Origin of the sequence: uncultured Pluralibacter sp. (assembly GCF_913775985.1) — a bacterium.
Taxonomy (GTDB): domain Bacteria; phylum Pseudomonadota; class Gammaproteobacteria; order Enterobacterales; family Enterobacteriaceae; genus Pluralibacter.
The window spans coordinates 1-12311 of the sequence record NZ_CAJYMB010000100.1 but is presented as its reverse complement, the minus strand read 5'-3'; the positions used below and the strand labels follow the sequence as shown (position 1 = coordinate 12311).

The 12311-nt window shown below is 60.4% G+C and carries 16 protein-coding genes; 14 read left to right on the top strand and 2 right to left on the bottom strand.

Annotation, left to right across the window (positions count from 1 at the left end):
- The first annotated feature begins 227 nt into the window (after positions 1 to 227).
- From cysG to QZ766_RS12555, 11 genes are all read left to right on the top strand, one after another.
- On the top strand, positions 228 to 1643 hold the full coding sequence (gene cysG, locus QZ766_RS12605) for a siroheme synthase CysG (RefSeq protein ID WP_297202472.1): 1416 nt from the start codon (positions 228 to 230) through the stop codon (positions 1641 to 1643).
- A 9-nt stretch (positions 1644 to 1652) separates the two neighbouring features.
- Positions 1653 to 2561 (top strand): sulfate adenylyltransferase subunit CysD, encoded by a 909-nt coding sequence (gene cysD / locus QZ766_RS12600; RefSeq protein WP_297202471.1) that lies wholly within the window; start codon positions 1653 to 1655, stop codon positions 2559 to 2561.
- A 9-nt stretch (positions 2562 to 2570) separates the two neighbouring features.
- Positions 2571 to 4001, top strand: a complete 1431-nt coding sequence (gene cysN, locus QZ766_RS12595; RefSeq protein ID WP_297202469.1) for a sulfate adenylyltransferase subunit CysN — start codon at positions 2571 to 2573, stop codon at positions 3999 to 4001.
- Positions 4001 to 4606 (top strand): adenylyl-sulfate kinase, encoded by a 606-nt coding sequence (cysC, locus tag QZ766_RS12590; RefSeq protein WP_297202467.1) that lies wholly within the window; start codon positions 4001 to 4003, stop codon positions 4604 to 4606. Before cysN ends, cysC begins: the two co-directional genes overlap by 1 nt.
- A gap of 43 nt (positions 4607 to 4649) precedes the next feature.
- The gene (locus tag QZ766_RS12585) at positions 4650 to 4976 is read left to right on the top strand and encodes a DUF3561 family protein (RefSeq protein ID WP_297202465.1); all 327 of its coding nucleotides are present in this window, start codon (positions 4650 to 4652) and stop codon (positions 4974 to 4976) included.
- 151 nt (positions 4977 to 5127) lie between these two features.
- A complete protein-coding gene (gene ftsB / locus QZ766_RS12580; protein WP_297202463.1) occupies positions 5128 to 5445 on the top strand; it encodes a cell division protein FtsB in 318 nt (105 codons plus the stop codon).
- Between the two features lie 22 nt (positions 5446 to 5467).
- The gene (gene ispD / locus QZ766_RS12575; protein WP_297202461.1) at positions 5468 to 6178 is read left to right on the top strand and encodes a 2-C-methyl-D-erythritol 4-phosphate cytidylyltransferase; all 711 of its coding nucleotides are present in this window, start codon (positions 5468 to 5470) and stop codon (positions 6176 to 6178) included.
- Positions 6178 to 6657, top strand: coding sequence for a 2-C-methyl-D-erythritol 2,4-cyclodiphosphate synthase (gene ispF, locus QZ766_RS12570; protein ID WP_297202459.1), 480 nt, complete (start codon positions 6178 to 6180; stop codon positions 6655 to 6657). The genes ispD and ispF overlap by 1 nt, the downstream gene beginning before the upstream one ends.
- Positions 6654 to 7703 (top strand): tRNA pseudouridine(13) synthase TruD, encoded by a 1050-nt coding sequence (truD, locus tag QZ766_RS12565; protein ID WP_297202458.1) that lies wholly within the window; start codon positions 6654 to 6656, stop codon positions 7701 to 7703. Before ispF ends, truD begins: the two co-directional genes overlap by 4 nt.
- Positions 7684 to 8445 (top strand): 5'/3'-nucleotidase SurE, encoded by a 762-nt coding sequence (surE, locus tag QZ766_RS12560; protein ID WP_297202456.1) that lies wholly within the window; start codon positions 7684 to 7686, stop codon positions 8443 to 8445. Before truD ends, surE begins: the two co-directional genes overlap by 20 nt.
- On the top strand, positions 8439 to 9065 hold the full coding sequence (locus QZ766_RS12555; RefSeq protein WP_297202454.1) for a protein-L-isoaspartate(D-aspartate) O-methyltransferase: 627 nt from the start codon (positions 8439 to 8441) through the stop codon (positions 9063 to 9065). Before surE ends, QZ766_RS12555 begins: the two co-directional genes overlap by 7 nt.
- 89 nt (positions 9066 to 9154) lie before the next feature.
- Here QZ766_RS12555 and QZ766_RS12550 read toward each other — a convergent pair whose 3' ends face one another.
- Complete coding sequence (locus QZ766_RS12550; protein WP_297202496.1) at positions 9155 to 9292, bottom strand: peptidase; 138 nt, start codon at positions 9290 to 9292, stop codon at positions 9155 to 9157.
- Here QZ766_RS12550 and nlpD point away from each other — a divergent pair.
- Entirely contained in the window at positions 9234 to 10310 is a 1077-nt protein-coding gene (gene nlpD, locus QZ766_RS12545) for a murein hydrolase activator NlpD (RefSeq protein ID WP_297202494.1), read from the top strand. The genes QZ766_RS12550 and nlpD overlap by 59 nt on opposite strands.
- Positions 10311 to 10370: 60 nt before the next feature.
- Entirely contained in the window at positions 10371 to 11363 is a 993-nt protein-coding gene (gene rpoS, locus QZ766_RS12540) for an RNA polymerase sigma factor RpoS (RefSeq protein WP_297202452.1), read from the top strand.
- A 50-nt stretch (positions 11364 to 11413) separates the two neighbouring features.
- Here rpoS and QZ766_RS12535 read toward each other — a convergent pair whose 3' ends face one another.
- A complete protein-coding gene (locus QZ766_RS12535; protein WP_297202450.1) occupies positions 11414 to 11824 on the bottom strand; it encodes a MarR family transcriptional regulator in 411 nt (136 codons plus the stop codon).
- Positions 11825 to 11994: 170 nt separating this feature from the next.
- Here QZ766_RS12535 and QZ766_RS12530 point away from each other — a divergent pair.
- The coding region (locus QZ766_RS12530; RefSeq protein ID WP_297202448.1) for a UbiX family flavin prenyltransferase at positions 11995 to 12311 on the top strand (317 nt) is incomplete at its 3' end.

Genomic DNA, 12311 nt, shown 5'->3' with positions numbered 1-12311 from the left:
ATTATCAGGGCAAAAAATTACGCGCCAATAGTATGAAACTGTGAGGGCCAGCACACAATTTCATTTGCTCTGAAACCCCTGAAAAATCGCTGCTTAAGCACATTTTGATCTTTGCTTTACCGGATTAGTTATTCCATTGCGGAACTACTCATTCCATTTCGTAATTTCATTTGCCTCAAGCCTCCCCCTATAGTCCCCCTATGCTTAATGTGAACGAGTTGTGATCCGTGGACTATTTGCCCCTGTTTGCCGCCCTGAAGGGCCGTCCGGTTCTGGTTATCGGCGGCGGTGACGTTGCGGCCCGCAAAATTGCGCTGCTGCGCCGGGCGGGTGCCCGGGTGCAGGTGGTCGCCCGCGAGCTGGGGCCGGATGTGGCCGAACTGGCCGCGCGCCAGCAGATTGAATGGCGCGCGACGTCCTTTGAGGAGTCTCAGCTCGACACTATTTTTCTGGTGATTGCCGCCACCGACGATCCGGCGCTGAACCGCCGTGTCCACGCTGCCGCCGAAGCGCGCCAGCGGCTGGTAAACGTGGTGGACGATCGTCCCCTGTGTACCTTCATCTTCCCCTCGATTGTCGACAGAACGCCGCTGATCGTTGCTATCTCATCGGGCGGCACCGCACCGGTGCTGGCCCGCCTGCTGCGTGAGAAGCTCGAAGCCCTGCTGCCTGCAAGCCTCGGGCCGATGGCGCGTATCGCCGGCGAATGGCGGGAGCGCATTAAAACGCGCCTCACCACTGTGGCGCGCCGCCGTCGCTTCTGGGAGCGCAACTTCAGCGGGCCGTTTGCCAGCCTGATGGCGGCGGGTAACGAAACTGCTGCCCGGGAGGCGCTGGCGCAGGCGCTGGATGAACCCGAGCGTCGCAGCGGCGAAATTGTGCTGGTCGGCGCGGGCCCGGGGGATGCCGGGCTATTGACCCTGCGTGGGCTGCAGGTTCTGCAGCAGGCGGACATCGTCTTTTATGACTATCTGGTCAGCGACGCGGTGCGCGATTTGGTGCGCCGGGATGCGGAAATGGTCTGCGTCGGCAAGCGCGCCGGCGGGCAGAGCGTGCCGCAGGCGGAGATTAACCGCCTGCTGGTGGACGCGGCCCGGCAGGGCAAAAGCGTCGTGCGCCTGAAGGGCGGCGATCCGTTTATCTTTGGCCGCGGCGGCGAAGAGCTGCAGGCGGCGGCCGGGGCGGGCATTCCGTTTCAGGTAGTGCCTGGCGTTACCGCCGCAGCGGGCGCGACGGCCTACGCCGGTATTCCGCTGACCCACCGCGACCACGCCCAGAGCGTGACCTTTTTAACCGGGCACGACAAAACCGACGGCGTGCCCTTTGACTGGGCGCATCTGGCCCGCAGCCGCCAGACGCTGGCGATCTACATGGGCGTGATGAAGGCCGGCGAAATCAGCCGCCAGCTGATCGCCCACGGTCGCGACGGCGCGACGCCGGTGGCGGTCATCAGCCGCGGCACCCGGCACGATCAGCAGGTGGCGACGGGCACCTTACAACATCTTGCAGACCTGGCGGCGAACGCCCCGATGCCCGCGCTGCTGGTGATCGGTGAAGTCGCGCAGCTGCATCACCAGCTCGCCTGGTTTCAACACACAACAAATGCAGAGGGCTACCGCGCCCCTGTCGTGAATCTGGCTTAAGGAACGGTTATGGACCAAAAACGACTGACTCACCTGCGGCAGCTGGAAGCGGAGAGTATTCATATCATCCGCGAAGTGGCCGCCGAGTTTTCTAATCCGGTGATGATGTACTCCATCGGCAAGGACTCCAGCGTCATGCTGCACCTGGCGCGCAAGGCGTTCTTCCCCGGCACGCTGCCGTTCCCGCTGCTGCACGTTGATACCGGCTGGAAGTTTCGTGAAATGTACGAGTTTCGCGACCGCACCGCCAAAGCGTACGGCATTGAGCTGCTGGTGCATAAAAACCCGGAAGGGGTGGCGATGGGGATTAACCCGTTCGTCCACGGCAGCGCCAAGCATACCGACATTATGAAAACCGAAGGGCTCAAGCAGGCGCTGAACAAGTACGGCTTTGATGCCGCGTTCGGCGGCGCGCGCCGGGACGAAGAGAAATCCCGCGCCAAAGAGCGGATCTATTCGTTTCGCGACCGCTTTCACCGCTGGGACCCGAAAAACCAGCGCCCGGAGCTGTGGCACAACTACAACGGCCAGATTAACAAAGGCGAAAGTATCCGCGTGTTCCCGCTCTCCAACTGGACCGAGCTGGATATCTGGCAGTACATCTTCCTTGAAAATATCGAGATCGTGCCGCTCTATCTGGCCGCCGAGCGTCCGGTGCTGGAGCGCGACGGGATGCTGATGATGATCGACGACGATCGCATCGACCTGCAGCCCGGCGAAGAGATCAAACCGCGGATGGTGCGCTTCCGCACGCTGGGCTGCTGGCCGCTGACCGGCGCTGTTGAATCAGAAGCGCAGACGCTGCCGGAGATCATCGAAGAGATGCTGGTCTCCACCACCAGCGAACGACAGGGGCGCGTCATTGACCGCGACCAGGCAGGCTCGATGGAGCTGAAAAAGCGTCAGGGTTATTTCTAAGGAGCCGCCATGAATACCACTATTGCACAACAGATTGCCGACGAAGGCGGCGTAGAAGCCTACCTGCACGCCCAGCAGCACAAGAGCCTGCTGCGCTTTTTAACCTGCGGCAGCGTCGATGACGGTAAAAGCACCCTGATCGGGCGGCTGCTGCACGATACCCGCCAGATTTATGAAGATCAGCTCTCTTCTCTGCACAACGACAGCAAGCGTCACGGCACCCAGGGCGAGAAACTCGATCTGGCCCTGCTGGTGGACGGTCTGCAGGCGGAGCGCGAGCAGGGCATTACCATCGACGTGGCCTATCGCTATTTCTCAACTGAGAAGCGCAAATTTATTATTGCCGACACGCCGGGGCACGAGCAGTACACCCGCAACATGGCCACCGGCGCGTCCACCTGCGATCTGGCGATCCTGCTGATGGATGCCCGCAAGGGCGTGCTCGATCAGACCCGCCGCCACAGCTTTATCTCCACGCTGCTGGGCATCAAGCATCTGGTGGTGGCGGTCAACAAAATGGATCTGGTGGAGTACAGCGAAGCGCGCTTCAACGAGATCCGCGAAGCCTATTTGACCTTTGCCGAACAGCTGCCGGGAGATCTGGACATTCGCTTCGTACCGCTGTCGGCGCTGGAGGGCGATAACGTCGCCAGCCAGAGCACCAATATGCCGTGGTACAGCGGCCCGACGCTGCTGGAAGTGCTGGAAACGGTTGAGATCCACCGGGTGGTGGACGAGCAGCCGCTGCGCTTCCCGGTGCAGTACGTGAACCGCCCGAATCTCGATTTCCGCGGCTTTTCCGGCACCATTGCCTCCGGCAGCGTGAAGGTTGGCCAGCAGCTGAAGGTGCTGCCGTCCGGCGTTGAGTCCAGCGTGGTGCGCATCGTCACGTTCGACGGCGATTTGCAGGAAGCGGGCGCCGGTGAAGCGGTGACGCTGGTGCTGGAAGATGAAATAGATATCAGCCGCGGCGACCTGCTGCTGGACGCCGGGCAGACCCTCGCCGTGGTTCAGCGGGCCAGCGTCGACGTGGTATGGATGGCCGAACAGGCGCTGCAGCCGGGCCAGGGCTACGAAATCAAGATTGCCGGTAAAAAGACCCGCGCGCGGGTGGACGGCATCCAGTATCAGGTAGACATCAACAACCTGACGCACCGGAAGGTCGACAGCCTGCCGCTTAACGGCATAGGGCTGGTGGATCTGACCTTCGACGAGCCGCTGGCGCTGGATAAATATCAGCTCAACCCGGTTACCGGCGGTATGATCTTTATCGACAGGCTGACTAACGTGACTGTCGGCGCGGGCATGGTGCGCGAGCCGCTGGAAGATACCGGGGCTGCCGTCAGCGGCGAGTTCAGCGCCTTTGAACTTGAGCTGAACGCGCTGGTGCGCAGGCACTTCCCGCACTGGGGCGCGCGCGATCTGCTGGGGGGCAAGTAATGGCCGCCCACGATGAGAACGTGGTCTGGCATCCCCATCCGGTGACCCGCGAGCAGCGCGAGCAGCTTCACGGTCATCGCGGGGTGGTGCTGTGGTTTACCGGCCTTTCGGGGTCGGGTAAATCCACCGTCGCCGGGGCGCTGGAGGAGGCGCTGCACCGGCTGGGGGTCAGCACCTATCTGCTGGACGGCGACAACGTGCGCCACGGGCTGTGCCGCGATCTTGGCTTTAGCGATGCGGATCGCAAAGAGAACATTCGCCGGGTCGGCGAGGTGGCGAGCCTGATGGTGGAAGCCGGGCTGGTGGTGCTCACCGCCTTTATCTCGCCGCACCGCGCCGAGCGGCAAATGGTGCGCGACAGGCTGGGGGAAGGGCGCTTTTTTGAGGTGTTCGTCGATACGCCGCTGGGCGTCTGCGAAGACCGGGATCCGAAGGGGCTGTATAAAAAAGCCCGCGCCGGCGAGCTGCGCAACTTTACCGGCATCGACTCCGCTTACGAGGCTCCGGAAAGCCCGGAGATCCACCTTAATGGTCAACAATTGGTAACAAATTTAGTAAACCAATTATTAGACCTCCTGAGGCAGCACGATATTATCAAATCCTGAGACCGGGCCGGTTTTGCCGGCCCGTCAGCACACAGGATTGGATATGCGTAATACCCAGAATATGACGATTGCCCGTTCAGACTCCATGATGTCAGACCCCGAAGAGACGATCTGGTCCCTCTCCGGCGCTGCCGTGGGGTTTCTGGCGTGGCTGATGGCGCTGGGGATCCCGTTTTTGCTGTACGGCCGAAATACCCTGCTGTTTTTCCTCTACACCTGGCCCTTCTTCCTCGCTCTGCTGCCGGTGGCGGTAGTGGTGGGCGTTGCGCTGCACTCGCTGCTCGGCGGCCGGCTTGCCTGGAGTATCACCACGACGCTGGTTGCCGTAGCGGCCATGTTTGGCCTGCTTTTTTTGTGGCTGCTGGGCTAAACGCCGCGCGGTACGCCAACAGATTGCAATGAGACGTACAACTCAACGTGTAAAATATGGTACATTTCCGGCGATATGCGGCATCGTCCGCGCGCCGGCTCGCGTATGCCGGCAGGTTACGGATTGATGATGCCGTTTTTCAGGGGGCAGGATGGGTAAACTCACGCTGCTGTTGCTGGCTCTGCTGGTCTGGCTGCAGTATTCGCTTTGGTTTGGTAAAAATGGCTTGCACGACTACAGCCGCGTCAACGATGACGTCACGGCGCAGCAGGCGACCAACGCGAAACTTAAGGCGCGCAACGACCAGCTATTTGCAGAAATCGACGATCTTAACGGTGGCCAGGAGGCTATCGAAGAGCGCGCGCGTAACGAACTCAGCATGACCCGCCCGGGCGAAACCTTCTACCGCCTGGTTCCCGACGCCTCTAAACGCAATCAGAGCCCAGGCGCGGGGCAGAATAACCGATAACACTCGGGCTCAGGATCAATACATGGCAGCCACTTTTCCGGGCGTTTGCGCCGTGGTGCCGGCCGCTGGAGCCGGCCGCCGCATGCAGGCGGATTGCCCGAAGCAGTACCTCTCAATCGGTAACAAAACGATACTGGAACATTCCGTTGCGGCGCTGCTGGCGCATCCGCGCGTCGAGCGCGTGATTATTGCCGTTTCGCCGGGGGATCCGTACTTTGCGCAGCTGCCGCTGGCCCGCCATCCGCAAATTAGCGTGGTGGACGGCGGCGCCGAGCGCGCCGACTCGGTGATGGCCGGCCTGCTCGCCGCGGGCGATGCGGGCTGGGTGCTGGTGCATGATGCCGCCCGGCCCTGCCTGCACCGTGACGATCTCGACCGCCTGCTGGCGCTGAGCGCCTCCAGCCGGATTGGCGGTATCCTCGCGGCACCGGTGCGCGACACCATGAAGCGTGCCGAGCCCGGGATTGAAGCCATTGCCCACACCGTCGAGCGCGTTGACCTCTGGCACGCGCTGACCCCACAATTTTTTCCCCGCGAACTTCTTTTTGACTGCCTGAACCGGGCGCTCAGCGAAGGGGCCGTCATCACCGATGAGGCTTCTGCCCTGGAATACTGCGGCTTTCACCCGCAGCTGGTGCCGGGACGCGCTGATAATATCAAAGTCACCCGCCCGGAAGATTTACGGCTCGCGGAATTTTACCTTACCCGTAGCGGACCTCAGGAGCAGGCATAATGCGAATTGGACACGGTTTTGACGTACACGCGTTTGGCGGCGAAGGCCCGATTATCATCGGCGGCGTGCGCGTGCCCTACGAAAAAGGGCTGCTGGCCCACTCTGACGGCGACGTGGCGCTACACGCGCTCACCGACGCGCTGCTGGGCGCAGCGGCGCTGGGCGATATTGGCAAGCTGTTCCCGGATACCGATCCGGCCTTCAAAGGCGCCGACAGCCGCGAGCTGCTGCGCGAAGCCTGGCGGCGCATTCAGGCCAAAGGTTATAGCCTCGGCAACGTGGATGTGACCATCATTGCCCAGGCACCCAAAATGCTGCCGCACATCCCGCAGATGCGCATTTTTATCGCCGAAGATCTCGGCTGCCACATGGATGACGTCAACGTAAAAGCAACCACTACCGAAAAGCTCGGCTTCACCGGGCGCGGCGAAGGCATCGCCTGCGAAGCGGTAGCGCTACTGCATAAGGCTGGCGCATGATGACCTTTGACGCGCTAACCTGGCTGCACGGCAGGCCGGCGGGGCAGGGGCTGCTCAAGCGCGATCCGGAAGACTTTGTCGTGGTGGAAGATCTCGGTTTTGCACCGGACGGCGAGGGCGAGCATCTGCTGGTGCGGATCCTCAAAACCGGGTGCAACACTCGCTTTGTTGCCGACGCGCTGGCTAAATTTCTCAAAATTCACGCCCGGGAAGTCAGTTTTGCCGGGCAAAAAGACAAGCACGCGGTGACCGAACAGTGGCTGTGCGCGCGCCTGCCGGGCAAAGAGATGCCGGACATGAGCAAGTTTGTGCTTGAGGGCTGCCAGGTGCTGGAGTACGCCCGCCACAAGCGCAAGCTGCGCCTCGGGGCGCTCAAGGGCAACAGCTTTACTCTTATCCTGCGCGAGATTAGCGATCGTCAGGACGTTGAGGCCCGGCTACAGGCTATCAGCGAAAAAGGCGTGCCGAACTATTTTGGCGCCCAGCGCTTCGGCATTAACGGCAGCAACCTGCACGGCGCCCTGCGCTGGGCGGAAAGCGGCGGCCCGGTGCGGGATCGCAACAAGCGCAGTTTTTGGTTGTCGGCGGCCCGCAGCGCGTTGTTTAATCAGGTAGTCAGCGCGCGCCTGAATAAAATGGACTTTAATCAAGTTGTTGACGGCGATGCGCTACAATTATCCGGTCGCGGCAGCTGGTTTGTTGCTGCCGCCGATGAGCTGGCGGAGGCGCAGTCCCGGGTTCACGCGCGCGAATTAATGATCACCGCGCCGCTGCCGGGAACCGGCGACTGGGGCACCCAGCGCGAGGCGCTGGCCTTCGAGCAGCAGACGCTGGCCGAAGAGACGCTGCTGCAGTCGCTGCTGGTGCGCGAAAAAGTGGACGCCGCGCGCCGGGCGATGCTGCTCTATCCGCAGCAGCTGAGCTGGAACTGGTGGGACGACGTGACCGCAGAGCTGAAATTCTGGCTGCCGGCGGGAAGCTTTGCCACCAGTGTTGTCAGGGAACTTATCAATACAACGGGTGACTATGCGAATATTGCTGAGTAACGATGACGGGATCTACGCGCCGGGGATACAGACCCTGGCAAAGGCCCTGCGGGAGTTTGCCGAGGTTCAGGTAGTCGCACCCGATCGTAACCGCAGCGGCGCATCAAACTCGCTCACTCTCGAATCTTCGCTTCGCACGCAGGTATTAGACAACGGCGATATCGCCGTGCAGATGGGCACGCCCACCGACTGCGTTTTTCTCGGCGTTAATACGCTGATGCGGCCGCGTCCCGATGTGGTGGTTTCCGGTATTAACGCCGGACCCAATCTGGGCGATGACGTGATCTACTCCGGCACCGTCGCGGCGGCCATGGAAGGGCGGCACCTCGGTTTTCCGGCGGTCGCCGTTTCGCTTAACGGCCATCAGCACTACGACACCGCCGCCGCGGTTACCTGCTCCATCCTGCGCGCCCTCGAGCGCGAACCGCTGCGCACCGGGCGTATCCTTAATATTAACGTGCCGGATCTGCCGCTTGCGGAGATCAAAGGCATCCGCGTTACCCGCTGCGGCAGCCGCCATCCGGCAGACAGCGTGATTCCGCAGCAGGATCCGCGCGGCAATACCCTTTACTGGATAGGGCCGCCGGGCGAGAAATGCGATGCCGGACCGGATACCGACTTTGCCGCGGTGGATGAAGGCTACGTTTCTATTACCCCGCTGCACGTCGATTTAACGGCCTACGGCGCGCGCGAGGTGGTCTCAGACTGGCTCGATCGCGTGGAGGTTCCCGGGAAATGGTGAGCCAGCGCGTGCAGAGTCTGCTGAACCAGCTTCGCGGCCACGGTATTACCGATGAGCGGGTGCTGGAGGCTATTGCGCAGGTGCCGCGCGAGAAGTTTATCGACGAAGCCTTCGAGCATCAGGCGTGGGAAAACATCGCTCTGCCGATCGGCCAGGGGCAGACCATTTCCCAGCCGTACATGGTGGCGCGCATGACCGAGCTGCTGGCGCTGACCCCGGATTCCCGGGTGCTGGAAATTGGTACCGGCTCCGGCTACCAGACGGCGATTCTGGCGCACCTGGTGCATCACGTCTGCTCCGTCGAACGGATTAAAAGCCTGCAGTGGCACGCCCGCCGCAGGCTCAAGCAGCTCGATCTGCACAATATTTCAACGCGCCACGGCGATGGCTGGCAGGGATGGAAAGCGCGAGCGCCGTTCGATGCCATTATCGTCACGGCGGCGCCGCAGGCGATCCCGGAGGCGCTGATGGCGCAGCTGGACGACGGCGGCATCCTGGTTTTACCCGTGGGCGACGAACATCAGCTGCTAAAGCGCGTACGCCGTCGGGGAAACGAATTCAGTATCGACACCGTTGAGGCAGTTCGCTTTGTACCGCTAGTAAAAGGCGAACTGGCGTAATACAGGAATAATCCTGGTTATTTCAACGCGAGGGTTGCGTAGGGTATCCGCCAACTTGTGTACTCTTGCTGTCGCGTTGCGCGGTCTTGTTAGTCACTAACTATTCCTGGGGGATAAATGAGCGCGGGAAGCCCGACATTCACCGTTAGCCGCCTTGCGGCCCTTTCACTGGTTTCACTTTGGCTGGCAGGATGCTCGTCATCCAACAATGCACCGGCGCCGGTCAGCAGCGTCGGAGGCCAGTCCTCTTCCGGTTCCGGCATGTTGATTACGCCGTCGCAAAGAACCGGAGCGACCGGCCAGCAGGCGCAGCCTGTCCCCGTCCAGCCGCAAATTCAGCCGCGCCAGGTACAGCCACAGATTCAGCCCCGCACCCAGCCGCAGGCTCAGGTTCAGAGCCAGCCGGTGCAAACCGTCAACGGCCGCATCGTCTACAACCGCAAATACGGCGATATTCCAAAAGGCAGCTATACCGGCAACACCTATACCGTGAAGCGCGGCGACACGCTGTTCTATATTGCGTGGGTTACCGGTAACGATTTCCGCGATCTTGCCCAGCGCAACAATATCCCGGAGCCTTACGGATTGAACGTTGGTCAGACTCTGCAGGTCGGGAACGGTTCCGGACAGCCGATTACCGGTGATAATGCGGTTGCGCAAGCGAGCGCGACGGCAGCCCGGACAGAAGAAAAATCTTATCCGGTGGTTGCTTCTCAACCAACAATTACGTATTCTGAGGATTCAGGTGAAAATAGTGCTAACAAGATGTTGCCGAATAACAAGCCTGTGGCCCCCGTCACTGCGCCTGTCACGGCTCCAGTCGTAGCAAGCACAACCCAACCCACTGCAAGCAGTTCCTCGACCAGCACGCCAATCTCTTCCTGGCGCTGGCCTACGGACGGCAAAATTATCGAAGGCTTTAGCGGCGCCGACGGCGGCAACAGAGGTGTCGATATTGCAGGCAGCAAAGGACAGGCAATCGTCGCGACCGCATCAGGCCGCGTTGTTTATGCCGGTAACGCGCTGCGCGGATACGGTAATCTTATCATCATCAAACACAGCGATGATTACCTGAGTGCCTACGCCCACAACGACACGATGCTCGTCCGGGAGCAACAAGAAGTCGCGGCGGGGCAGAAAATCGCTACCATGGGTAGCACCGGAACAAGTTCTACACGCTTGCACTTTGAAATTCGTTACAAGGGGAAATCCGTCAACCCGCTGCAATATTTACCGCAGCGATAATATGACGAAGCGTACTTCGCGTGCGTTTTGTCCAGGGATCACGGGTAGGAGTCACCTTATATGAGTCAGAATACGCTAAAAGTTCATGATCTGAATGAAACTGCGGAGTTTGATGAGAATGGAGTAGAGGTTTTCGATGAGAAAGCCTTGGTCGAAGAGGAACCCAGTGATAACGATTTAGCCGAAGAAGAGCTACTTGCACAGGGCGTTACACAGCGCGTACTTGATGCGACGCAGCTTTATCTTGGCGAAATTGGATATTCTCCACTGCTTACCGCAGAAGAAGAAGTCTACTTTGCTCGTCGCGCGCTGCGCGGCGATGTCTCCTCCCGCCGCAGGATGATCGAAAGTAACCTGCGTCTGGTAGTAAAGATTGCCCGTCGTTACAGCAATCGCGGTTTGGCTCTGCTGGACCTGATTGAAGAGGGCAACCTGGGACTGATTCGCGCGGTTGAGAAGTTCGATCCGGAACGTGGATTCCGCTTCTCTACCTATGCAACATGGTGGATTCGTCAAACCATCGAACGGGCAATCATGAACCAAACCCGTACGATCCGTCTGCCGATCCACATTGTCAAAGAGCTCAACGTCTATCTGCGCACCGCTCGTGAACTGTCCCACAAGCTGGACCACGAACCAAGCGCGGAAGAAATCGCTGAGCAGCTAGACAAACCGGTTGATGACGTTAGCCGCATGCTGCGACTGAATGAACGCATCACCTCCGTGGACACGCCGCTGGGCGGAGACTCGGAGAAAGCGCTGCTGGATATTTTGGCTGACGAAAAGGATAACGGGCCGGAAGACACCACGCAGGACGATGACATGAAGCAGAGCATCGTCAAATGGCTGTTTGAACTGAACGCCAAACAGCGCGAGGTGCTGGCGCGCCGCTTCGGCCTGCTGGGCTATGAAGCCGCAACGCTTGAGGATGTGGGCCGCGAAATCGGTCTTACCCGCGAGCGCGTACGTCAGATTCAGGTCGAAGGCCTGCGCCGCCTGCGTGAAATTCTGCAGGGTCAGGGCCTGAGCATTGAGGCACTGTTCCGCGAATAACGCACAGTTTCGCTTCTCATCAAAAGAGCCGATCGTAAGATCGGCTTTTTTTATTCCCCGTCCATCATCCTGCGCACCAGCTGCGTGAACTGCGCCTGTTCTTCCGCACTGAGCCTGCCCAGAAAAGCCTCATCCACGCCGCTGCCTACCGGCAGGCACTCCGCGAGCAGCGCGCTTCCCGCTTCAGTCAGAAAAACAAAGCGGCGGCGTCTGTCGGCGGGATCCTGCTCGCGCCTCACCAGCCCGCGCGCCTCCATCCGGCTGAGCATTTCTGCCAGCGTCGCTTTGGTGCTCACCGCCACTTCCGTCAGGGCAACCTGCTCAATGCCGGGATTTTCCGCAATCGAACGCATCACCGCATACTGCGGCTTGGTTAACTCCGGCAGCGCCTGCTGCCAGCGCGAGGTGTGCTGCTGAAAAAGCTGGCGCAGCAGGTGAAAGGCTTCTTGTCTCAGTTCCATGAACTCTCCGGGGCGCAAACGGGTCCTTATCATAGCTGCTTCCGCCGCGCTTTTTAATGCCGGAGTAGATTGAACAAAAAATGTGATCGTGTACGAACGATATTGCCAGCGGTCCACTTTCGTCGTAATTTACTCATAATGTTCGTATGCGAACAATTGTGAGGTAATAAATGCGACTGATTGTAGCCATGACTGGCGCCACCGGCGCGCCGCTCGGCGTGGCCCTGCTGCAGGCGCTGCGCGAAATCAACGAGGTAGAGACGCACCTGGTGATGTCGAAGTGGGCGAAAACCACCGTTGAGCTTGAGACGCCCTACACCGCGCGGGAAGTGGCCGCCCTTGCCGACGTTTGCCACAGCCCGGCGGATCAGGCGGCGACGATCTCGTCCGGCTCGTTTCATACCGGCGGGATGATTGTCATTCCCTGCAGCATGAAAACCCTGGCGGGCATTCGCGCCGGATATGCGGACGGCCTGATCGGCAGGGC

Excerpts from the sequence above, each read along its gene's own strand:
- cysD (WP_297202471.1), top strand. The coding sequence starts at position 1,653 with ATGGACCAAAAACGACTGACTCACCTGCGGCAGCTGGAAGCGGAGAGT.
- cysN (WP_297202469.1), top strand. The coding sequence starts at position 2,571 with ATGAATACCACTATTGCACAACAGATTGCCGACGAAGGCGGCGTAGAA.
- cysC (WP_297202467.1), top strand. The coding sequence starts at position 4,001 with ATGGCCGCCCACGATGAGAACGTGGTCTGGCATCCCCATCCGGTGACC.
- QZ766_RS12585 (WP_297202465.1), top strand. The coding sequence starts at position 4,650 with ATGCGTAATACCCAGAATATGACGATTGCCCGTTCAGACTCCATGATG.
- ftsB (WP_297202463.1), top strand. The coding sequence starts at position 5,128 with ATGGGTAAACTCACGCTGCTGTTGCTGGCTCTGCTGGTCTGGCTGCAG.
- ispD (WP_297202461.1), top strand. The coding sequence starts at position 5,468 with ATGGCAGCCACTTTTCCGGGCGTTTGCGCCGTGGTGCCGGCCGCTGGA.
- ispF (WP_297202459.1), top strand. The coding sequence starts at position 6,178 with ATGCGAATTGGACACGGTTTTGACGTACACGCGTTTGGCGGCGAAGGC.
- truD (WP_297202458.1), top strand. The coding sequence starts at position 6,654 with ATGATGACCTTTGACGCGCTAACCTGGCTGCACGGCAGGCCGGCGGGG.
- surE (WP_297202456.1), top strand. The coding sequence starts at position 7,684 with ATGCGAATATTGCTGAGTAACGATGACGGGATCTACGCGCCGGGGATA.
- QZ766_RS12555 (WP_297202454.1), top strand. The coding sequence starts at position 8,439 with ATGGTGAGCCAGCGCGTGCAGAGTCTGCTGAACCAGCTTCGCGGCCAC.
- rpoS (WP_297202452.1), top strand. The coding sequence starts at position 10,371 with ATGAGTCAGAATACGCTAAAAGTTCATGATCTGAATGAAACTGCGGAG.
- QZ766_RS12535 (WP_297202450.1), bottom strand. The coding sequence starts at position 11,824 with ATGGAACTGAGACAAGAAGCCTTTCACCTGCTGCGCCAGCTTTTTCAG.